Genomic DNA, 20,340 nt, shown 5'->3' with positions numbered 1-20,340 from the left:
ATCGAGTGCGACGGGTCACTACCTCGCATTGACCAATCTGATTGGACCTGGTGGAATAGATTTCCGCTGGGCTAAACGCGCGGCAGCGCTGTCAGCAGCCGGTGCAATGTATCGATGGTCGAGAAATCCGCGATGCCGTCGACCAGCTCGCGGCGGAAATGGCGCTGGAAAGCTGCGACGTCGCCCTCGGTGCGATCGCAGAACTCGCCGTTGACAGGCGTATTGTAGCCATAGAGCGCCAGCATCGCCTGCAACGCCTGGACCGGCGGGCCGCCATCGCCGCGCTGGAAGAACCGGCCGCCGCCGATGGGCGCTGGCTCGACATAGTGGCCGACGCCGAAGACAGCCAATTGGTCCCACGGAAACTTCTCGCCCGGATCGACCTTGCGGACCGGCGCGACATCGGAATGCGCCAGCACCCGCTCGCTCGGGATGAAATTGCGGCTGAGGATATCCTGACAGAGGGCAGTCACGGCTTCGATCTGCAAACCAGGAAAATCCGGCAAGCCGCCGGGATGGCCGGCATTGGCGATCTCGATGCCGATCGAACAGGAATTGATGTCGGTCTCGCCCTTCCAGAAGCTCCTGCCGGCATGCCAGGCTCGCCGTGCCTCTGGAACCAGCTGGACGACGCGACCATCCTCGAACACCATGTAGTGGCTGGAGACATCACTCTCCGGCACCGTCAGCCAGTCGAGAGCCGCTTCAGCGGTCGGCATGCCGGTATAATGGAGGATGATCATGTCGGGCTGCCGGCCATCCCTGCGCTCGCCGTGATTGGGCGACGGCCGCACTTCGGCCGCGGGATAGTCCGGAAGGAAGGCAGTCATGCAGCGCGCAATTCTCTTTCGATCGCCGAATAGGCAGCGTTGAACTTCGCCATCCGATCATGGGCGATCGCATGGAAGGACGCCGGCATGCCGCGCGCGATCAGCTTGTCGGGATGGTGTTCCTTGACGAGATTGCGATATTGCTGCCGGATCGTCTGGAAATCATCCTTGCGGGATACGCCGAGCACGATATAGGGGTCGCGGCCCTCGACATAGACATGCCGCGCCGTAATCCGCTCGAACTGCTGCTCGGAGACATGGAAGATGTCAGCGACATTCTCAAGGAAGGACATCTCCTTCTCGTGGATCGCACCATCGGCCTTGGCTATGTGGAACAAGCCATCGAGAACGTTTTCCAATACCGGGCAATTGGCCTGCCGCGAGCTGCAAAGACCCGAGAGCTTTTCGGCATACGCCTCAAAGCCTGTCACATCCTGCTTGGCCAAATTATAGAGCCGCGCGACGTTCTTGGCTTCTTCCTCGGGATATTTGAACACTTCCTGGAACGCCCTGACCTCGGTCTCGGTGACCACGCCGTCCGCCTTGGCCATCTTTGCCGAAAGCGCGATCACGGCAACGGAAAATGCCACCTTGCGGCGCGTTTCCGGATCACCTTCGAACAGCGTGCGAATCGCCTCGACAAGGCACGAAAGCGTGTTCGTGGCGGTGTCGGCGACCGCATTCATTAGTTTTTCCCAGAAGGACATAGGCGCACCCGGCTGCAAATCGTGAGAGCTCGTCAAACGTTGAACAATAATCCATGGAAATGCAAGCAAATGACAGGATCAAATTTTCGTCATGTGACGGTACGCGGGAATATAGATTATCGAATTGCGCCAAAAATGAGAACGGGCCATCTCCGATGAGACAGCTCAAGCCTGGAACGGTTCGAACTGCTCGATTACGTGCAGACGCGCTTCTTGACCTTGATGACGACGCCGTCTTGCAGAGCCGGGGCAGCGAAACTGCCGGCGGCAAAGCGAGCAAGCCAAGCGCCTCCACGCGCAATATTGTTCCAAACCACATATTTTTGCAGCGGTGGCCAAACGATCCGCGGATCGATTCATCACCAGAATTATGCTGAAGTTCACGGAAACTCATTGGACCGCATGGGAATGTGCGTGCGACGACGGGTTTTTATCGGAGCATCGATGTCGCCCTCCATTTCCTCCCAGAAAACCGGACTCATCCTCGGCTTCATCGGCGTGGCAATCTTCAGCGCGACGCTGCCGATGACGCGGCTGGCGCTGGCAGGCTTTTCACCGCTGTTCGTCACCTTCGGTCGTGCGGTCATCGCCACCATCGCCGCGTCATGCTTTCTTTTCTACAACGGCAAACGCTGGCCAAAAGGTCATGGCCTTATCCTTGTGGTGATTGGCATCTGCCTTGTCTTCGGGTTTCCGGTGTTTTCGTCGATTGCCATGCAAACCTTGCCCGCGAGCCATGGCGGGGTCATTCTCGGCCTGCTGCCGCTGTTGACCTCGATCTTCGCCGCGATTGTCGAAGGCGAGCGGCCAAGCCCGCTCTTCTGGCTCTGCGGCGTGGTCGGAGCCGCTTTGGTGATTGCCTATTCGATCCGCGAGAGCGGCTTTCACCCGGCCGTTGGCGATCTCTGGCTGTTGGCGGCCGCGATTTCGGCAGGCTTCGGCTATGTACTGTCGGCGCGGCTTTCGCGAATTCTCTCCGGCTGGGAGTCGATCTCCTGGGCTTTGGTCGTCACCCTGCCCTTCACGCTGATCGGCACGATGGTGACGGCGAGCAGCGGCATCCACACGCCCGCACCGCTGGCCTATGGCGGACTTGCCTATCTTGGACTCATGTCGATGTTCGGCGGCTTCGTTTTCTGGAACGAGGGGCTGGCGCGGGGCGGCACGGCGCGTGTCTCGCAGGTGCAGCTGCTGCAAAGCTTCTTCACGCTGGGTTTTTCCACAGTGCTGCTCAGCGAGCATGTGACGCTTGAAACGGTTATATTCGCATTTCTGGTTATTTTGACGGTCTGGGCGGCGAGAAAAGCCCGTTTTTCATGATTTCTTCACTTTACAGGGCCCGCTGACTGGCCCATCCATGTGCATCATCAAGCACTTACATTAGACGCGCATGGAGATGAAAATGGCGAAACAGAAAGCTGCACTGCTCACCGCCGGCGGCCTTGCCCCCTGTCTTTCTTCCGCTGTCGGCGGGTTGATCGAGCGCTACAGCGACATCGCCCCGGACGTCGAGCTGATCGCCTATCGCTCAGGCTACCAGGGAGTACTGCTGGGAGATTCGATCCAGATCACCAAGGACATGCGCGAGCGCGCCTATCTCCTGCACCGCCATGGCGGCTCGCCGATCGGCAACAGCCGCGTCAAGCTCACCAATGCTGCCGACTGCTTCAAGCGAGGCCTGGTCAAGGAAGGTGAGAACCCGCTGCGGGTTGCGGCCGAACGGCTGACCAAGGATGGCGTCACCATCCTGCACACGATCGGTGGCGACGACACCAACACGACAGCCGCCGATCTCGCCGCCTATCTCGGCGCAAACGGCTACAATCTCACAGTGGTCGGCCTGCCGAAGACCGTCGACAACGACGTCGTGCCGATCAAGCAATCGCTGGGCGCTTGGACTGCCGCTGAAGTTGGCGCGCATTTCTTCGACCACGTCTCCAACGAACAGAGCGCCGCACCGCGCTCGCTGGTCGTCCACGAAGTGATGGGCCGTCATTGCGGCTGGCTGACGGCGGCGACCGCCCGCGCCTATATCCAGAAAACCCGGCATAACGAATATGTCGAGGGGCTGATGATGAACACCCAGCTCAAGAACATCGATGGCGTCTATATTCCCGAACTCGATTTCGATTTCGAGAGGGAAGGCGCACGTCTCAAGAAGATCATGGACAAGTCCGGCTTCGTCACCGTCTTCGTCTCGGAAGGCGCAGGCGTCGATGCGATCGTCGCCGAACGCGAAGCCGCCGGCGAGCAGATCAAACGCGACGCCTTCGGCCATGTGAAGATCGACACGATCAATGTCGGCAACTGGTTTTCCAAGCAGATAGGCCAGATCATCGGTGCGGAGCGTTCAATGGTGCAGAAATCGGGCTATTTCGCCCGTTCAGCACCCGCCAATATCGACGATCTCAGGCTCATCCAGAGCATGGTCGACCTTGCCGTCGAAAGCGCGCTGAACCGTGTTTCCGGTGTCACCGGCCATGACGAGGACAAGAACGGCAAGCTGCGCACCATCGAATTCGAGAGAATCGCCGGCGGCAAGCACTTCGACACCTCGGTTGCATGGTTTGGTGAAATGATGGATCACATCGGACAGTCGTGGTCGGAGCTCTGAAACGGAAAAATTGTGCGGCGCGCCCGGATCGCCGGGTGCGTCCCCAAATCCTTGTTTTAACAAAAGATTAGCGCCGCATACTGCCCGTTCACTCTCAATTAAAAATTGATTATATTTTTAGTTAATCGCCAAATGGTTGTTAAATTCATTGGCGAGGGTTGCCGACCAAAAGTTAATGAGGTATCAGGGCGTAACGATTTGTGAATACTTTCTGCTTCGCGGGGGGCAGAACAATCATAAAATGCGGGCATTGCCATGAGACAAAATATCAAGTTGGCCAGACAGATAGCTGTGGTCTCTGGGATCATGGGTGCGTTGGCCTCTTGTCAGTCTTCCAAGGTTTACTCCGTCGTTCCGCCTACCAAGCCTTCCACTGAAGAAATTGCAATGCTGACGCAGTTGCAGCAGACCGATACAACAGCGCTTGCGCCTGCTAATGCAGATGCCGCTGCCATGCAGACTACGCCGATCGACATGGCGACTGACAAGTCGGTGGCAATGGCCTATGCGATCCCGTCGGCCAAGCCGGCCAACGAGGCGGCCGCTGCCCTCGGACAGATTCAGCTTGCTTCTGCCGATCCAGCCATGGGCCAGGAAGCCATGGCGAATGCCGCGATCGTCAATGCCACCAACAGCAATCCGGAAGTTCTGCAGGACAGCTTCGGCCAGCCGGAACTAACGGCCAGCGCAGCGCTCGTCGAGGTGCAGCCGAAGACCCGCTCGCTCGATCCTTTCGTGACGTCGACCAAGAACACCGACCTCAACCAGTTGATCAACAAATATGCGGCGCTCTATGACGTGCCGGAATCGCTGGTCCATCATGTGGTCCGTCGCGAAACCAACTACAATCCGAGTGCGGTCCATCGCGGCAATTGGGGCCTGATGCAGATTCGCTACAACACCGCCCGCGGCCTTGGCTACCAGGGCAGCCCGACCGGACTACTCGACGCTGAGACCAATCTCAAATATGCAGTGAAGTATCTCAAAGGCGCCTGGGTGGTTGCCGAGAAAGACGCCAAGAAAGCTGATTGGCTCTATCGCACCGGCTACTATTACGAGGCCAAGAGGAAAGACCTCCTCGACGACCTCGACATGAAGTGATTTTCAGCAGACCTTTTTCTTATTTTCTTTTCTACTCTTCGCCTGCATCGCTTTCGCCTGCCGCATCCGGCACCTGCTCGTCATCTCCTGGCATTTCCCGCGCAGCGGCCATCACCTTCGAAACCATTTCTTCCGGCTCATAGCCAAGCTTTTCGGGCGTCAGGCCCATACGCACCACGACGAGCTTCTCGGACGGAATGATCGCGATATATTGGCCATCATGCCCCTGCGCCCAGAAGGTGTCCGCAGGCAGTCCCAACTTCTCGTTCGGCAGGTTCTGAGGGCCCATCTTCCAAGCCAGGCCTTCGGTATATTGGCCATTCGACAAAGACGTCGCCGTTCCGGCCATCTCCGCAAAATCCTCCGGCAGCACCTGCACGCCGTTCCAGTCGCCCTTGTCGGCCAAGAGAAGGCCGAAACGCGCCCAGTCGCGCCCAGTCGCATACATCAGCGAGCCACCTGAGAATGTACCGCTCTCGTCGGTCTCCATAACGGCGCTGCGCATGCCGATCGGCCCAAACAGTGCCTTGCGCGGGTAGGAAAGCGCTTCCTGCTCATCGGCGAAGGTATTCATCCAGATCTTGCTGAGCAGCACGGCTGAACCGGTCGTGTATTTCCACTTGGTACCCGGTGGAGCCTCAAGCAGTTTGCCTTCGACGAACTTTGACTGGTCTGGTTCGAGAAACAGCATGCGAGTGACATCGTTGACATCGCCATAGGTCTCTTCGAGGCTAAGACCGCTCTGCATCGCCATCAGGTCGGAGATCTTGATCTTGGCGCGATCATCGGTCCAGTCGGCAAACAGCTTGTCCTGATCCCAGCGAAGCTTGCCCTCGGCGACGCGGGCGCCAACCAGCGCGCCAGTCACCGTCTTGGTCATCGACCAGCCCAACAGCGGCGTATCCGCCGCATAGCCCTTGCCGTAGGTTTCGCCAACGATCTTGCCGTCCTTGACGACGACGACGGCGCGCATGCCCGGACCTGTCAAAGCCGCATCGGCCAGTACAGCGGTGACCCGGTTGTTGGGCGCGAGGCTGACCTGGTCGCCCATCGGCCATTCATAATCGGACTCGCCGACCACGGTCGGACGTGCGACCAAACGCAACTTGCGCGCAGCCTCGAGATCATGGTCCGCAACAACTGTACAGCCCAGGCCCTCGCGATAGATCGCTGTCTCCCTGGCCAGGATACCGTAGAGGCTGGCGGCATAGCCATCATCGCCGACCTTTTCGAGCTCGATATGCTTTAGCAGCGGATGTCCCGGCGCCTGAACATCGTCAGCCAGCACGGCCGCGGCATCACGATGGGCGAGGAAGGCATTGGAGCAGGCGATCTTGGCGGAGTAGGCAGCACCGACGCGGATCAGTTCCGGGGGGAAGAAATAGAGCCAGCCTGTAGCTCCAACAATGACCACGACAACCACAATGGCAAGCCACTTGGCGATTTTGCCAACCATACGCAATGCGCTACTCCTTCTTCCCGAGAAACGAGGCTTCCCGAGAAATCAGGAGCCACGATCCGGAGGAAGCGAAAGGTCTAGGTCTTCCCCGGAAATCCTGGCTCAGGCACTGAAGCGAATCTCGGGCATTGCCTCGCCCATTCCATTGGCCGCGACCAGCAATTGCTGGATCGCACCGGCAGGCACGGGCTGCGATATGAGATACCCTTGAACCGCCGCCGCGCCCAAGGAAAGCGCCATATGCATCTGGCGTTCGTTTTCCACACCTTCCACGGTGGTCGGCATGTTGTAGGCCCGGCCGAGCTTGACGATAATGTCGATGAGGTCGCCTTCGCGGCCGCCGTCGAGCATCGCATGCGTAAACGAGCGGTCGATCTTGAGGCGGTCGATCGGAAACTGGCGCAGCAAGTTGATCGAGGACAGGCCGATGCCAAAATCATCCAGCGCAATGCGCACGCCAAGATCCCTGAGGCCGGCAAGTCCTGCACCAATGGTGCCGATATCGGCAGCCAGCGTCGACTCGGTGATCTCGATCGTCAGGCGTGACGCCAATAGCCCCGATGAGGCGAGACAGTCGCCGATATGGGCGGCAAAACCGGGATCGCGGAGCTCCTCGGCACTGGCATTGATGGCAAGCCCGATATGCTCCGGCCAGGATGTTGCATCCATGATCGCCTGGGCCACGACCCAGCGGCCCACGGCGGCGATATGGCCGGCACGCGCCGCCATCGGCAGGAAATGTTCGGGAAAGATTACGCCGCGCTCGGCATGCCGCCAGCGCACCAGCGCTTCGAAGGACTGAATGTCGTTGTCGATGGCGCCGACAATCGGCTGGTATTCCAGGAAGAAATCGCCGTTTTCGAGCGCCAGCGCGATTTCGTGCTCGAATGCCATCTGTGCCTGCATGAAGCGACCGAGGCCCTCCGTGTGAAAAGCGTGTGACGAGCCCGGTATGTCCTTGGCGATATAGAGCGCGAGATCGGCGCGCTTCAATACATCAATCATCGAATGATCTCCGGCCTCGACATGAGCAATGCCGATCGAGACGCCCGTGAGTGCCCTGCCCGCCTTCAACATAAAAGCCTCGCCGGCCTTTGCCTCGATCACCTTGCACAGGCGCTCGACGTCGCGTTCGTCAGGTCGACCGCTGAGGGTGACGACGAACTCGTCACCCCCAAGTCGGAAGAGACGCACGAGGGGGCCGAGCGTCTGCTTCAGTCGGTCGGTGAACAGTCGAAGCAGTTCATCGCCGGCATCGTGGCCAAGCGTGTCGTTGACATGCTTGAATTTGTCGAGGTCGAGCAGCAGCAATGCAGGGCGAAAATCGTCCTGCGGCCGCATCTCGATAAAGCGGTCTATTTCCTTCTCCAGCGCCAGCCGGTTGGGCAGGCCCGTCAGCCGGTCATGAAGCGACAGGTTGACAAGATGACGCTCGGCCCGTTCGCGCGCCTTGAGCTTGGTGCCGAGCGACGCAATCGTCTGGCCGTACTGATACGACAGAGTTCCGGTCAGCAGCGGCACCGCGAACAGCAACACGTGCGCTGGATCACCCAGCCGCACAAAAATATCAAAATTTCCTCCGGACTGGAGGAACTCCGTGGAATAACTGATGAAGGGCAGCAACGCCCCGATTGCCGAGCCAACGAACGCATGTCGTTGGGGAATACCCGGCAGCAACGCTCGTAACATCATGTTAACCGCTCCTGCAATGAGTCCGGACGCTAGCGGCCAATCCTTAAGTTTTCCTTAGGAAGAGCGGCTCAGGGAGGCGCCAAAATGCGATATACACAAGTCCTGTCATCAAACTTTCGCCGTACTGCAATATTTCCCGCTCCAGCTAGTCACAAGGAGCGAACCAATGACGCAGATGGCGCGGCCTCGCCGCTTCGGTTTGGATGAAAAGCTGAAGGGCGCACTCCTGCAGCACAAGGCACTGAGTTTCGACGGCATGTCGGAACGGCTGTTCGGTTTGTTGTTCTCCGGCCTTGTCTATCCGCAGATCTGGGAAGACCCCGAAGTCGACATCCGCGCCATGGAGCTTCAGCCACATCACCGCGTCGCCACCATCGCCTCGGGCGGCTGCAACATGCTGACCTATCTGGCGCACGGGCTGAAATCGATCGACGTTGCCGATCTCAATGCCAGCCATATCGCCCTCAACCGCCTGAAGCTCGCAGCCTTTGCCCACCTGCCCTCGCATCCCGACATCATGCGCTTCTTCGGCATGGCCAACGAACCCGCCAATTCCAAGGCTTACGACCGTTTCATCGCATCCCATCTCGATCCGGTCAGCCGTCGCTACTGGGAAGGCCGCCGCCTCAATGGCAAGCGCCGCATCGAGGTGTTCAACGGCAATTTCTACCGCACCGGGTTGCTCGGCCGCTTCATCGGCGCCAGCCACATCGCTGCCCGCCTCTATGGCATCGACCTCGGCGAATTGATGCAAGCCCGGACAGTCGAAGAACAGCGCGACTTCTTCGATCGCAAGATCGCGCCGATCTTCGACCGCAAGGCCGTCCGCTGGATCACCGCCCGCAAGAGTTCGCTTTTCGGCCTCGGCATTCCGCCACGCCAGTTCGATGAACTTGCCAGCCTCGCCAATGAGAAGACACTCGCCAAGGTGCTGCGCGAACGGGTCGAGAAGCTCGCCTGCGACTTCCCGCTCAGCGAAAACTACTTCGCCTGGCAGGCCTTCGCGCGCCGCTATCCTGCCCCTGGCGAGGGCAAATTGCCGCCTTATCTCGCACTTGCGAACTACGCCCCGATTCGAGACAATCTCGGCAAGGTGACGATGCATCACGCCAATTTCGGCGCGGTCCTCGGCGCCAAGACAGACGGCTCGATGGATCGCTTCATCCTGCTCGATGCACAGGACTGGATGACCGACGAACAGGTCAACGAAGTCTGGGCTGAAATGACCCGCACCGCGGCTGAAGGTGCACGCATCATCTTCCGCACGGCGGCCGAAAAGAGCATCGTCGCTGGGCGCTTGCGTCCGGAGATCGACCGCCAGTGGCGCTATCTCTCGGAGCAATCGGTCAATCTCGGCAAGGCCGACCGCTCGGCGATCTACGGCGGATTCCACATCTACGAGAAAATCTGATGAGCGAAGCATCGACCCACGGCCTATCGGGCCACTCGCATCTGATGGATCAGGTGTATCGCCGCCAGCGACACATCTATGATCTCACCAGAAAATATTACCTGCTCGGCCGCGACCGGCTGATCCTGCAACTCGACATGAAGCCGGGCCAAAGCCTGATGGAAATCGGCTGCGGCACGGGTCGCAATCTGGCGGTGGCGAGCCGGCTCTACCCCGGCATCAACCTCTATGGCCTGGACATCTCCTCGGAGATGCTGGCCACCGCGCGCAAGTCCCTGGCTGGCGAAGGCAATTATGACGCCGTGCTGAAACTCGGCGATGCGGCACGCTTCACATCGGCCGATTTCCACGTGGCTGGTTTCGACCGAATCATGATCTCCTACGCGCTGTCGATGATCCCCGAATGGGAGAAGACCATCGAGATGGCGATCACGGCGCTCAATCCCGGTGGCTCACTGCATATCGCCGATTTCGGCCAGCAGAGCGGCCTACCCCGATGGTTCCGGACCTTGTTGCATAGCTGGTTGAAGCGCTTCCATGTGACGCCGCGGGCACGGATGAAGGCCGTCGTCGAAGCGGCGATCGCCGACAAGTCCTATCGGCTGGAATTCATCCCGCATGCGCGCGACTATGCCTGGATCCTCGTCGTTCACAGGATCTGACGGCCTAAATATCTGATTATTTTGACAGTTAACGTGCCATATCTTGGCATGTCAGCAAATTCCGCTTGAAACTAACGCAATTTTTACGATGATGGTGGAGAACGGAGGTTCGAGCCTCCATTCGGTATTCGCCGTCGCGGATACGCTGCAAGGGGGCGGTGTTTATTTGCGTATCTCCGGGGGATCAATGCGCCGTTTCGCACTTGTCATCCTGCCATTGCTCCTCGCATTGGCTTCCTGCACATCCACGGACTATGACCTGGTCGAAACCGCTTCGATTCGGCCGCCGCGGTTCCAAGACAAGGATCCGCAGGATTTCGGCGTCAAGACCCCGCATCATCATCCGGTCCACGGCATCGACATTTCCAAATGGAATGGCGACATCGACTGGCGGACGGCGCGCGCCTCTGGCGTCTCCTTCGTTTTCATCAAGGCGACCGAAGGCAAGGACCGGGTCGATGACCGCTTCGGCCAGAATTGGCGCGGCGCAGCCGCAGCCGGCGTGCCCTATGCACCCTATCATTTCTATTATTTCTGCTCGACCGCCGACGAACAGGCCGACTGGTTCATCCGCAACGTGCCGAAGCAGGCCATGTACCTGCCGCCGGTTCTCGACGTGGAATGGAACGGCTCGTCCAAGACCTGCAAATATCGCCCGTCGAAGGTAACCGCGGTTGCCGAATTGCAGAAATTCATGGATCGGATCGAGAGTTACTACGGCAAGCGGCCGATCATTTACACGTCAGTCGATTTCCATCGCGACGTGCTGGTCGGCGAGTTCAAGAACTATCATTTCTGGCTGCGGGCCGTCGCAGATCACCCCTCCAAGGTCTATGAGGATCGCCGCTGGGCATTCTGGCAATATACCTCGACCGGCGTGATCCCCGGCGTCAAGGGCGAGGTCGACATCAACGTCTTCGGCGGCTCGCGCAAGAATTGGCAGAACTGGGTCAACGCGGTGTCGACAGGGTCCTGACCCGCTGATCAGGACGGAGTCCTGATCCCACCGATCATCATGCCGACTCTGGACACTGTTTTATATGCAAACTGGTGCGAGCGCTCTTGCATCTGCCTTAATCTTCTGGAAAAGCTTCACCGCCCTGAAGCTAAGCTTTTCCAGAAGGTCCAACTATGCCGATCCCGCGCCACGCGCCCGCTATCCTCACTCTCGTGATCTCGTCCCTTTTTGCCGGAGCGGCGTATGCCCAAACGGCAGCATGCGGTGGCGACCTGGGTGAGTTCCTTGCCGGCGTGAAGGCTGAAGCTGTGGCGTCCGGTATTCCCGCCGCATCCGTCGACGAGGCCCTTGCTGGCGCTCGTCTCGACAAGAAGGTGCTCGGCATGGACCGCGGCCAGGGCGTCTTCCGCCAGACCTTTCTTGAATTCTCCAAGCGCACGGTCAGCCAGGCACGTCTCGATATCGGTCGCCGCAAGATGAAGGAACACGCCGACACCTTCGCCAAGGCCGAGGCCGATTACGGCGTGCCCGCCGCTGTCGTGACTGCATTCTGGGCGCTCGAGACCGATTTCGGCGCCGTTCAGGGCGATTTCAACACCCGCAACGCACTTGTTTCGCTTGCCCACGACTGCCGCCGTCCCGAGCTCTTCCGCCCGCAATTGATGTCGCTGATCAAGATGGTTGCCGATGGCGACGTCGATCCGCAAACCAACACCGGCGCTTGGGCGGGCGAAATCGGCCAGGTGCAGATGCTGCCGCGCGATATCATCAAGTTCGGCACCGACGGTGATGGCGATGGCCACATCAATCTCAAAACCAGCGAAGACGACGTCATCCTGACCGCCGCCCGTTTCATCCAGAGCCTGGGCTTCAAGCGCGGCGAGCCTTGGCTGCAGGAAGTCACCATTTCGAAGAACGTGCCTTTCGACAAATCCGGCCTCGGCGGCACGCTGACGGCAGCAGACTGGTTCAAGCTCGGCGTCCAGCCGCGTGACGGCAACACCAACTTCGGCCACCTGCAGGCAGCACTGGTGCTGCCGCAGGGCCGCTTCGGACCAGCCTTCCTGACCTATCCGAACTTCGCCATCTATCTCGAATGGAACAAGTCGTTCATCTACACGACGTCGGCCGCCTATTTCGCCACACGCCTTGCCGGTGCACCGCCCTACCAGAAGGGCAAGCCGGAACAAGGCCTGTCCGTCGACCAGATGAAGCAGCTGCAGACCAAGCTGAACGCGACCGGTCATGATGTCGGTGATATCGACGGTATCCTCGGCGGCGGCACACGCATCGCCATCCAGAAGGAACAGCAGCGGCTCGGCATGCCGGCCGATGGCTGGGCCACGCCGGATCTTCTCAACGCTCTCTAGGGCATTTCCGCTTTTCTTCGAACCGCGAAAACGCTCTATCTTCTTGTTTTACGCAATTCCGGACGCAAAACCGCTACGCAATTTTGCTGGAATTGCTCTAAGCGGCTTCATTGCCCTTTCTGCTTCCGGGCCTCGGCGCGGCGATGATAGATCGCCAGCCGTACAGCCCGGTAGCGCACCCGCAATGCATGCCCCAACCGCGATAGCAACGCGGTGCGCTTGGCGACTTCATCGATCTCATGATGGTAGGCAACCGCCAGCTGCTCTCGATAGGTCCTAAGCCCCTCCGAGGCGATATCTTCCAGCCGATGCATGATCGAAATCCAGATCGGCGACAGCAACAGGCTGAGCGCGGTCACTGCGATAGCCAACCTGTAGAGATCGAAGCCAAGTGCGCCGGCTGCCAGCCCGGCCGACGCCAGCACGAACGAAAACTCGCCAATCTGTGACATCGATAGTCCGGCAATCAGGGCGATCGACGAGCTGTAGCCGGCCTGCCGCAACAGGAAGACATTGACCACGGTCTTCAGTGCCACGACAAGGACAGACGCGCCGAGCACTTCCCACAAGTTATCCCAGATGAAATCGAGATCGATCAGCAATCCCATCGACAGGAAGAACACCACCAGCAGCACGCTTTGGATCGGCTCGATCACCGGAATGACCCGCGAGCGCAGCGTCGAGTTTCCGACCAGTATCCCGGCAATGAAGGCGCCGTAGACCGGCGAGAGCCCCGCCAGACCAGAAACCGCCGCCGCCGCAAAGCAAAGCGCCAGCGAGCCCAGCGCCAGGATCTCGATCTTGTCCTCGATCGCCTCGGCAAAGGGAAACCTGAGTTTTGGCCGACGCCCGAGCCACCACAGTAGCCAGCCAAGAATGCCGGCCGCCACCGCGATCTTGACCAGCATGGCGCCGATACTGACGCTCGCACCGCCGAGACTGCTGACGAAAATCAGCATCGGAACCACAGCGAGATCCTGCGCGATCAGCACTGCGACCGCGATCCGCCCCGCCTCACCGCGCAGCTGTCCCATCTCGTCCAGCATCTTCATCGCCACGACGGTCGATGACAGCGCGATGATGAAACCAAGGATGATCGCCTCGCTGACAGCCGCTCCCGTCAGGAAAGCCATGGCGCCGGACAGGATCATCGCAGCAGCGATCTGGCCCGTCGCCACCGTCAACGCACCTCTCAGCGTGAACACGAAGGCCTTGATCGACAGCTCCATGCCGATGAAGAACAAAAGCAGGATCACGCCCATCTCGGCAAGCAGCGTGACATTTTCGGAATTGGAAATCAGCCCTACCCCGGTTGGCCCGAGCGTGATGCCCGCGAGGATGAAGCCCACTAGCGGCGGCTGTCGCAGGCGCATGAAACCGAGCCCCAGCAGGGCCGCCACGGCAACCACGACGGCAATGGCGATCATCGATGCCTGTCCGGCATGTCCGGCAGCTTCGTGGGCAATGGTCGCTTCCAGCCTGATGTCTCCTTGCAAAGCTTTTCGGGTGGTGTCACTTAGGTGCGGGCGATAATTGAGGATATCACCCGAATCCAACTTTCCGCGATTTCAGAAATCAAGACAATGTCGAACAGCAACAATAACGTGCTTACCGCCTCTTCATGGGCGATGCTTCTCTTGCTCGGCCTGCTCTGGGGCGGCTCGTTCTTCTTTGCTCGCGTCGCGGTCCATTCGATACCACCGGTCACGCTGGCGCTGTTGCGATTCGTCATTGCCGCACTGGCGCTGCATATCTTCATTGCCGGACGCTTCAACATCTACCGGGAACTGAGGGCCCGCTGGCCATCCTTCCTGCTGCTCGGCCTGATCAACAACGCCATTCCGCACACGATGATCTTCGCCGGTCAGACGCAGATCGGCGCCGGCCTCGCCTCGATCCTCAATGCCACGACGCCGATCTGGACAGTCATCATCGCCCATTTCCTGACCACTGATGAAAAGCTCAGCGGCATAAAGATTGCCGGAACCCTCACCGGCTTGGCAGGCACCATCCTGCTGTTCAGCCCGCATATCGGCGAAAAGGCCGGCGCGCCGCTCTGGGCGATCGCACTGCCGGTCATCGCCGCCATTTCCTATGGTTTCGCTGCCATTTTCAGCCGTCGCTTCAAAGGCGTAGCGGCTCCCGTGACTGCGGCCGGACAGTTGACCGCATCGACGCTGATCATGCTGCCAGTCTCGCTGATCCTGGACCAGCCGTGGACGCTCGCCACGCCGCCCATGGCAGCTATCCTGTCGGTTCTGGCCCTGGCGCTGATCTCCACTGCCTTCGCGTACATCCTGTTCTTTCGGCTGATTTCGACCGCCGGCGCCACGAATGCCTCGCTGGTGACCCTTCTGGTGCCACCAAGCGCCATTCTGCTCGGCATTCTCTTTCTTGGCGAGCGGCTGCAGGCAGCCGAATGGGCGGGCATGCTGGTCATCGCCATCGGCCTGTTGATCCTCGACGGCAGGCTGGTTCGGCGATTCTCGCGCGCCTCGGCGTGAGCAGACTGCGAAGGGCTGGCCTGCTGAAAAGCCCAGAAATGAGGCACCTCAGGCCAACTTCCGTAACGGAAGCATAGCTTGCTGTTAACCAATCGGTCACAACTGTGAATAATTCGTGAACGGCAAATTACGTTGGAATTTCATGCTATTATCCCTGTGAATAACGCAAAGAATTCACATTTTTGTCGCATTGCAGCATACAATCCGCTTTTCAATCCTTAAGAAATGCCCCTATTATCCCTGCGTTAACACCAGCAGGAGGTCCGGATATGGGTCTTACTCAATCATTGAACGCCGTGTTGGTTGGTGCGGCATTTCTTTTCGTCGGATTGATGCTTTTCATCTGACAGCCGCGTGGGTCCCAGGCTTGATTAGCGCCTGGTCAGATATTCAACGAAGGGGCGCCGGAAGTTTTTCCGGCGCCCCTTCTTTTTTGGATAATGAAATCAGGCTGCAGCGGTCGAAGCGGTGCGGCTCACGGCGCGACGAATATCGGATTGCTCCAGCACCGCCGAGACCAGCTGTTGGCGGTTCATCGTGTAGAAATGAAACTCGGAAATGCCCAGCGCCACGAGGTCGCACACCTGCTGGCTGGCGAGGTCGGCGGCGCGCTTGGCGCGTTCCAGCGGCTGGTCGTCGACCGGCGCGAGCGCCTCTTGGACAAAATCGGGAACAGAAGCGCCGCAGAGCGACGCAAACTTCTTGACCTGGGCGAGATTGTGGATCGGCAAGATGCCCGGCACGACGGGAATATCGATGCCCGCCGCCCGCACCCGGTCGAGATAGCGCGCGAAAACCTCGTTGTCGAAGAAGAACTGGGTGAGCGCGCGCACGGCGCCCGAATCGACCTTGCGCTTGAGCATGTCGATATCAGCAGCGGTGTCACGACTTTCCGGATGCTTTTCCGGGTAGGCCGAGACGGAAATCTCATAACCGCCGAGCGCGGTCAGCGCCGCTGTCAGCTCGGCTGCATTGGCATAGCCGCCGGGATAGGGCTGATAGGCCGAGCCGACGCCACCCTGCGGATCGCCGCGAAGCGCCACGAAATGCCGGATGCCGGCCTCGCGGCATTCGGCAATTACGCGCTGGACATCGTCCTGGGTCGAGCCGACGCAGGTCAGATGCGACGCCGCTGCCAGCCCATGTTCGTGGATCAGCCGGCGAACCGTGGAAAGCGTGGTGTCGCGCGTCGTGCCGCCTGCGCCATAGGTCACCGAGACGAATTCAGGCTGCCATTGCTTGAGATCCTGAACCGCGCTTTCGAGCTGCAACTCCATCTCGGCATTCTTGGGCGGAAAGAACTCAAAGGAAATCTTGATATCGTTGTCGTTCTTCATGTTATGCCCTTCCAGCTGAAACCGCGGCCACAGGGGCGTTGGCAATTTCCAGACGCCGGTCGCGCGCCAGCCAGAGCGTGACGGTCAACGCTTCCTGGTCGCCTTGCGGCTTGAGATCGACAGTCTCGACCACATCGAGGCCAGCCTTCACCAGCCAGGTCTCCATCTGCGCATGCGAAAAGCCAAGGCGCGCGTGATGATGTTCGCCGCGCAGGTCGTCGAGGCCATGCGGGGCGAAATCGACGATCACCAGCCGTCCGCCGGGCCGCAACATCCGCGCCGCCTCTTCGATCGCAAGCTCCGGGTTTTCGAGGTAATGCAGTACCAGGTGGATCGAGACCAGATCGAACTGGCCGCCATCGAGCGGCAGGTTAAAGATATCGCCGAGGCGGATCGTCGCCTTGGTAATGCCTGACCGCTCGAGATTAGCGCGCGCCACCGCCAGCATCTCGCGGCTGGCATCCACGCCCGTACCATGCCGGTAGGTGCCTTCGAAGAGCTGCAGGAGACGTCCGGTACCGGTGCCAAGATCGAGGAATGCGTCGATCGGACGTTCGCCGACCAGCGCCTTGAGTGCGCGCTCGACCTCCGCCTCGCTGACATGCAGCTTGCGCAGATTGTCCCAGCCAGCAGCGTTGCGGCTGAAATAGGCTTGCGCCTTTTCGGCCCGCACCGCCCGCACCTGGGAAAGCCGCGACTGATCGCGCGTCATGACGGCATCGGCGCCCGAGGCTTCATCAATGATCTTGCGGACCAGGCCAGAGGCGTCGCCTTCGCGACGCAGACGAAACCACGCCCAGGCGCCTTCCTGATAACGTTTGATCAGGCCTGCTTCCGAAAGCAGTTTCAAATGGCGCGAAATGCGGGGCTGCGATTGGCCGAGAATTTCGGTAAGATCGGTGACGGTCAGGTCGCTCGAGGACAAAAGCACCAGAAGCCGCATCCGCGTCGGCTCCGCTGCCGCCTTGAGAATATCGACCAATGTGTCGAGAGAAAAGCCCTGTACCTTCGCCATAAGTCACCCAATCAAGATATAAAGATATCTTTATATGATTAGGCACATTGGCGCAAGTGGAAAATTGGATGGCGCTTTTCGAATGCTGCTGAAACGGCAAAGCCGGCCCTTTCGGACCGGCTTTCGCATAGCGATCTGACAGAATTGGCGCCCGAAAGGGGCGTCCAAAACCCGTCCAAGCAGATCAGCGCGTCAGGCGCTTGTAGGTCACGCGGCTCGGATTGATCGATTCGGCACCGAGGCGACGAACCTTGTCCTGCTCATAGTCTTCAAAGTTGCCTTCGAACCACTCGACATGGCTGTCGCCTTCGAAAGCCAGGATGTGGGTCGCCAGCCGGTCGAGGAACATGCGATCGTGGCTGATGATAATCGCGCATCCGGCGAACTTTTCGAGCGCATCTTCCAACGCACCGAGCGTTTCGGTATCGAGATCGTTGGTCGGTTCGTCAAGCAGCAAAACATTGCCGCCCGCTTTCAGCATTTTTGCCAAATGCACGCGGTTGCGCTGGCCGCCCGAAAGCGTGCCGACCTTCTGCTGCTGGTCGCCGCCCTTGAAGTTGAACGCACCGCAATAGGCGCGGGAGTTCATGTCGAACTTGCCAAGCTTGATGATTTCCGCACCGCCGGAAATCTCTTCCCAGACGGTTTTGCTGCTATCGAGAGCGTCGCGGCTCTGGTCGACATAACCCATCTGCACGGTGTCGCCGATGCGAATCGTACCGCTGTCGGGCTTTTCCTGGCCGGTGATCATCCGGAACAGCGTCGTCTTACCCGCGCCGTTCGGCCCGATCACGCCGATGATGCCGCCGGGCGGCAGCTTGAGCGACAGGCCATCGATCAGAAGTGTATCGCCGTACCCCTTGGATACGCCATCGAGTTCGATGACCACCTGCCCGAGGCGTTCGCTCACCGGAATGATGATCTGTGCTTCGCCCGGACGCTGCTTCTCGGCCGCGCTCACCAATTCATCGTAGGACTTGATACGGGCTTTGGATTTTGCTTGACGAGCACGCGGGCTGGAAGCGATCCACTCCTGTTCGCGCGAAAGCGCCTTCTGGCGGGAAGCATCCTCGCGGCCCTCCTGCAGCATGCGCTTGGCCTTGGCAGCGAGATAGGCGGTGTAGTTGCCCTCATAGGGAATACCGCGACCGCGATCGAGCTCCAGGATCCAGCTGGTGACGTTATCCAGGAAGTAGCGGTCGTGGGTGACCATCATCACGGCGCCGGGATAGGCGCGCAGATGCTTTTCAAGCCAGGCAATGGTTTCGGCGTCGAGATGGTTGGTCGGTTCGTCGAGCAGCAACAAGTCGGGCTGCGACAGCAGCAGCTTGCAGAGCGCGATGCGGCGACGCTCGCCGCCCGAAAGACTGGTGACTTCGGAATCACCCGGCGGGCAACGCAATGCATCCATTGCCATCTCCACCTGGGATTCGAGATCCCAGAGGTTCTGGGCGTCGATGACGTCCTGGAGGTGCGAGCCCTCTTCCGCCGTCTCGTCGGAATAGTTCATCATCAACTCGTTGTAGCGGTCGAGGATGGCCGTCTTGGCGGCCACGCCTTCCATCACATTTTCGAGCACCGTCTTGGACGGATCGAGCTGCGGCTCCTGCGGCAGGTAGCCGACAGTCGCGCCTTCGGCCAGCCAGGCCTCGCCGCTCCATTCCTTGTCCAGCCCCGCCATGATCCGGAGCACGGTCGACTTACCGGCGCCGTTGGGGCCGAGAATACCGATCTTGGCATCCGGATAGAAAGACAGGTGGACATTGTCCAGGACCTTCTTTGCACCATATGCCTTGTTGATGCCCGACATATGATAGATGAATTGACGTGCCATGCTAACCTCGATGAAACCGTATCCGTAATTTGCCCGGCTATGTAGGGCAAATCAGGCTGCGGGGCAATCGCAATCCGGGCTTTCGCCAAGCGCGTCACCAGCTCGGCCTATTGAAGGCCGGCTTCATCAACGACACCGCCCGGGCAACCGAACTTGGTTGTGCCCGCAGCTTCAATCATCACACCGAGATCCTGCTCACCCTCGTCCACCGCGCCGAGGCCGATCGTCAGGCCGGTGATCACCTGCCTGTCGCCGTCCTTGGCACAGCGCATCCTGATCCGCTCACCCGCCCCAGGGCCGAATGCGCTGTCGAATGCCTGCTGGATTTCGTCCTGCTTGAGAACCTTGCCGAGATTGCCCTCGAATAATGTCTGAACCTCAGAGCCGTTCAGCGCAGCAAGCAGCTTCAGTGCCCTCGCATAGTAGCCTGCTGCGACATCGCCCGAACAGGTACCGTGCTTGATCCATTCATGCCGGTCGAGGCCGGATTGCGTGCCCGGCATGGCGCGCGCAAGTTCCACCTTCAGCCCTTCGTCAAGCGCAAGTTCCGGCATATCGAGCCATTTGTGCTTCTTGTCTTCGGCCTTGAGCGCCTCGGGCACGCCGCAGTAACTCTTACGGATCTGCCATAGGCCATGCAGGGAAAACTGTCGTGCCTCCGCCCGTTCCGCAGCCTGATTCCGGCACTCCCGCAGACCCGGCCTGGTCTCGCAAAACCCGGAATGCCAGCTGACGCCGAGGATCATCATTGTCCTCCCGTCATTTTGCCTTTGTTCCGCCTTGTCGGTTGTATGGACAACCGGACCGTTCATTTCGATCGCCTGCCCTGCGGACGCGGGCAAGAAA

General features: G+C 59.6%; 17 protein-coding genes. 8 read left to right on the top strand and 9 right to left on the bottom strand.

Annotated elements, in window-relative coordinates; translation table 11 throughout:
- Positions 1-71: 71 nt before the first annotated feature.
- Both ACXHRN_RS06635 and ACXHRN_RS06630 read right to left on the bottom strand, forming a co-directional pair.
- Positions 72-830 (bottom strand): N-acetylmuramoyl-L-alanine amidase, encoded by a 759-nt coding sequence (locus ACXHRN_RS06635; protein ID WP_488640540.1) that lies wholly within the window; start codon positions 828-830, stop codon positions 72-74.
- A complete protein-coding gene (locus tag ACXHRN_RS06630) occupies positions 827-1,537 on the bottom strand; it encodes a TerB family tellurite resistance protein (RefSeq protein WP_488640539.1) in 711 nt (236 codons plus the stop codon). The genes ACXHRN_RS06635 and ACXHRN_RS06630 overlap by 4 nt, the downstream gene beginning before the upstream one ends.
- 444 nt (positions 1,538-1,981) lie before the next feature.
- On the opposite strand from ACXHRN_RS06630, the gene ACXHRN_RS06625 reads away from it, so the two are divergent.
- The 3 genes from ACXHRN_RS06625 (at position 1,982) to ACXHRN_RS06615 (ending at position 5,252) form a co-directional block, all read left to right on the top strand.
- Entirely contained in the window at positions 1,982-2,857 is an 876-nt protein-coding gene (locus ACXHRN_RS06625) for a DMT family transporter (RefSeq protein ID WP_488640538.1), read from the top strand.
- Between the two features lie 82 nt (positions 2,858-2,939).
- Positions 2,940-4,151 carry a pyrophosphate--fructose-6-phosphate 1-phosphotransferase gene (locus ACXHRN_RS06620; protein WP_488640537.1) on the top strand — a complete coding sequence of 404 codons (1,212 nt, stop codon included), beginning with the start codon at positions 2,940-2,942 and terminating at the stop codon, positions 4,149-4,151.
- Between the two features lie 387 nt (positions 4,152-4,538).
- Positions 4,539-5,252 carry a transglycosylase SLT domain-containing protein gene (locus ACXHRN_RS06615; RefSeq protein ID WP_488640536.1) on the top strand — a complete coding sequence of 238 codons (714 nt, stop codon included), beginning with the start codon at positions 4,539-4,541 and terminating at the stop codon, positions 5,250-5,252.
- A 31-nt stretch (positions 5,253-5,283) separates the two neighbouring features.
- On the opposite strand, the gene ACXHRN_RS06610 is transcribed toward ACXHRN_RS06615, so the two are convergent.
- Both ACXHRN_RS06610 and ACXHRN_RS06605 read right to left on the bottom strand, forming a co-directional pair.
- Positions 5,284-6,708 (bottom strand): serine hydrolase domain-containing protein, encoded by a 1,425-nt coding sequence (locus ACXHRN_RS06610; protein WP_488641848.1) that lies wholly within the window; start codon positions 6,706-6,708, stop codon positions 5,284-5,286.
- Positions 6,709-6,813: 105 nt separating this feature from the next.
- Entirely contained in the window at positions 6,814-8,403 is a 1,590-nt protein-coding gene (locus ACXHRN_RS06605; protein WP_488640535.1) for a putative bifunctional diguanylate cyclase/phosphodiesterase, read from the bottom strand.
- Between the two features lie 166 nt (positions 8,404-8,569).
- Here ACXHRN_RS06605 and ACXHRN_RS06600 point away from each other — a divergent pair, with 166 nt between their 5' ends.
- From ACXHRN_RS06600 to ACXHRN_RS06585, 4 genes are all read left to right on the top strand, one after another.
- The gene (locus ACXHRN_RS06600) at positions 8,570-9,814 is read left to right on the top strand and encodes a BtaA family protein (RefSeq protein ID WP_488640534.1); all 1,245 of its coding nucleotides are present in this window, start codon (positions 8,570-8,572) and stop codon (positions 9,812-9,814) included.
- Positions 9,814-10,476 (top strand): class I SAM-dependent methyltransferase, encoded by a 663-nt coding sequence (locus tag ACXHRN_RS06595; RefSeq protein WP_488640533.1) that lies wholly within the window; start codon positions 9,814-9,816, stop codon positions 10,474-10,476. The genes ACXHRN_RS06600 and ACXHRN_RS06595 overlap by 1 nt, the downstream gene beginning before the upstream one ends.
- Positions 10,477-10,663: 187 nt before the next feature.
- The gene (locus ACXHRN_RS06590; RefSeq protein ID WP_488640532.1) at positions 10,664-11,452 is read left to right on the top strand and encodes a glycoside hydrolase family 25 protein; all 789 of its coding nucleotides are present in this window, start codon (positions 10,664-10,666) and stop codon (positions 11,450-11,452) included.
- Between the two features lie 155 nt (positions 11,453-11,607).
- The gene (locus ACXHRN_RS06585; RefSeq protein WP_488640531.1) at positions 11,608-12,804 is read left to right on the top strand and encodes a lytic murein transglycosylase; all 1,197 of its coding nucleotides are present in this window, start codon (positions 11,608-11,610) and stop codon (positions 12,802-12,804) included.
- Between the two features lie 107 nt (positions 12,805-12,911).
- Here ACXHRN_RS06585 and ACXHRN_RS06580 read toward each other — a convergent pair whose 3' ends face one another.
- A complete protein-coding gene (locus ACXHRN_RS06580; protein WP_488640530.1) occupies positions 12,912-14,300 on the bottom strand; it encodes a cation:proton antiporter domain-containing protein in 1,389 nt (462 codons plus the stop codon).
- A gap of 87 nt (positions 14,301-14,387) precedes the next feature.
- Between ACXHRN_RS06580 and ACXHRN_RS06575 the strand changes: the two genes are divergently transcribed.
- On the top strand, positions 14,388-15,308 hold the full coding sequence (locus ACXHRN_RS06575; protein ID WP_488640529.1) for a DMT family transporter: 921 nt from the start codon (positions 14,388-14,390) through the stop codon (positions 15,306-15,308).
- A gap of 446 nt (positions 15,309-15,754) precedes the next feature.
- On the opposite strand, the gene metF is transcribed toward ACXHRN_RS06575, so the two are convergent.
- The 4 genes from metF to ACXHRN_RS06555 all read right to left on the bottom strand — a co-directional run bounded on the left by metF (position 15,755) and on the right by ACXHRN_RS06555 (position 20,243).
- Positions 15,755-16,645 carry a methylenetetrahydrofolate reductase [NAD(P)H] gene (gene metF / locus ACXHRN_RS06570; protein ID WP_488640528.1) on the bottom strand — a complete coding sequence of 297 codons (891 nt, stop codon included), beginning with the start codon at positions 16,643-16,645 and terminating at the stop codon, positions 15,755-15,757.
- Position 16,646: 1 nt separating this feature from the next.
- Positions 16,647-17,660, bottom strand: coding sequence for an ArsR/SmtB family transcription factor (locus tag ACXHRN_RS06565; protein ID WP_488640527.1), 1,014 nt, complete (start codon positions 17,658-17,660; stop codon positions 16,647-16,649).
- Between the two features lie 184 nt (positions 17,661-17,844).
- Positions 17,845-19,494 (bottom strand): energy-dependent translational throttle protein EttA, encoded by a 1,650-nt coding sequence (gene ettA, locus ACXHRN_RS06560; protein ID WP_488640526.1) that lies wholly within the window; start codon positions 19,492-19,494, stop codon positions 17,845-17,847.
- Positions 19,495-19,601: 107 nt separating this feature from the next.
- Positions 19,602-20,243 (bottom strand): ribonuclease T2 family protein, encoded by a 642-nt coding sequence (locus tag ACXHRN_RS06555; RefSeq protein ID WP_488640525.1) that lies wholly within the window; start codon positions 20,241-20,243, stop codon positions 19,602-19,604.
- Positions 20,244-20,340 lie beyond the last annotated feature (97 nt).

The organism is Shinella sp. OV683, from assembly GCF_057787725.1.
Note: the sequence above shows the minus strand (reverse complement) of the source record. Positions and strands in the feature narration are given on the sequence as shown.

Excerpts from the sequence above, each read along its gene's own strand:
- ACXHRN_RS06635 (WP_488640540.1), bottom strand. The coding sequence starts at position 830 with ATGACTGCCTTCCTTCCGGACTATCCCGCGGCCGAAGTGCGGCCGTCG.
- ACXHRN_RS06630 (WP_488640539.1), bottom strand. The coding sequence starts at position 1,537 with ATGTCCTTCTGGGAAAAACTAATGAATGCGGTCGCCGACACCGCCACG.
- ACXHRN_RS06625 (WP_488640538.1), top strand. The coding sequence starts at position 1,982 with ATGTCGCCCTCCATTTCCTCCCAGAAAACCGGACTCATCCTCGGCTTC.
- ACXHRN_RS06620 (WP_488640537.1), top strand. The coding sequence starts at position 2,940 with ATGGCGAAACAGAAAGCTGCACTGCTCACCGCCGGCGGCCTTGCCCCC.
- ACXHRN_RS06615 (WP_488640536.1), top strand. The coding sequence starts at position 4,539 with ATGCTGACGCAGTTGCAGCAGACCGATACAACAGCGCTTGCGCCTGCT.
- ACXHRN_RS06610 (WP_488641848.1), bottom strand. The coding sequence starts at position 6,708 with ATGGTTGGCAAAATCGCCAAGTGGCTTGCCATTGTGGTTGTCGTGGTC.
- ACXHRN_RS06605 (WP_488640535.1), bottom strand. The coding sequence starts at position 8,403 with ATGATGTTACGAGCGTTGCTGCCGGGTATTCCCCAACGACATGCGTTC.
- ACXHRN_RS06600 (WP_488640534.1), top strand. The coding sequence starts at position 8,570 with ATGACGCAGATGGCGCGGCCTCGCCGCTTCGGTTTGGATGAAAAGCTG.
- ACXHRN_RS06595 (WP_488640533.1), top strand. The coding sequence starts at position 9,814 with ATGAGCGAAGCATCGACCCACGGCCTATCGGGCCACTCGCATCTGATG.
- ACXHRN_RS06590 (WP_488640532.1), top strand. The coding sequence starts at position 10,664 with ATGCGCCGTTTCGCACTTGTCATCCTGCCATTGCTCCTCGCATTGGCT.
- ACXHRN_RS06585 (WP_488640531.1), top strand. The coding sequence starts at position 11,608 with ATGCCGATCCCGCGCCACGCGCCCGCTATCCTCACTCTCGTGATCTCG.
- ACXHRN_RS06575 (WP_488640529.1), top strand. The coding sequence starts at position 14,388 with ATGTCGAACAGCAACAATAACGTGCTTACCGCCTCTTCATGGGCGATG.
- metF (WP_488640528.1), bottom strand. The coding sequence starts at position 16,645 with ATGAAGAACGACAACGATATCAAGATTTCCTTTGAGTTCTTTCCGCCC.
- ACXHRN_RS06565 (WP_488640527.1), bottom strand. The coding sequence starts at position 17,660 with ATGGCGAAGGTACAGGGCTTTTCTCTCGACACATTGGTCGATATTCTC.
- ettA (WP_488640526.1), bottom strand. The coding sequence starts at position 19,494 with ATGGCACGTCAATTCATCTATCATATGTCGGGCATCAACAAGGCATAT.
- ACXHRN_RS06555 (WP_488640525.1), bottom strand. The coding sequence starts at position 20,243 with ATGATGATCCTCGGCGTCAGCTGGCATTCCGGGTTTTGCGAGACCAGG.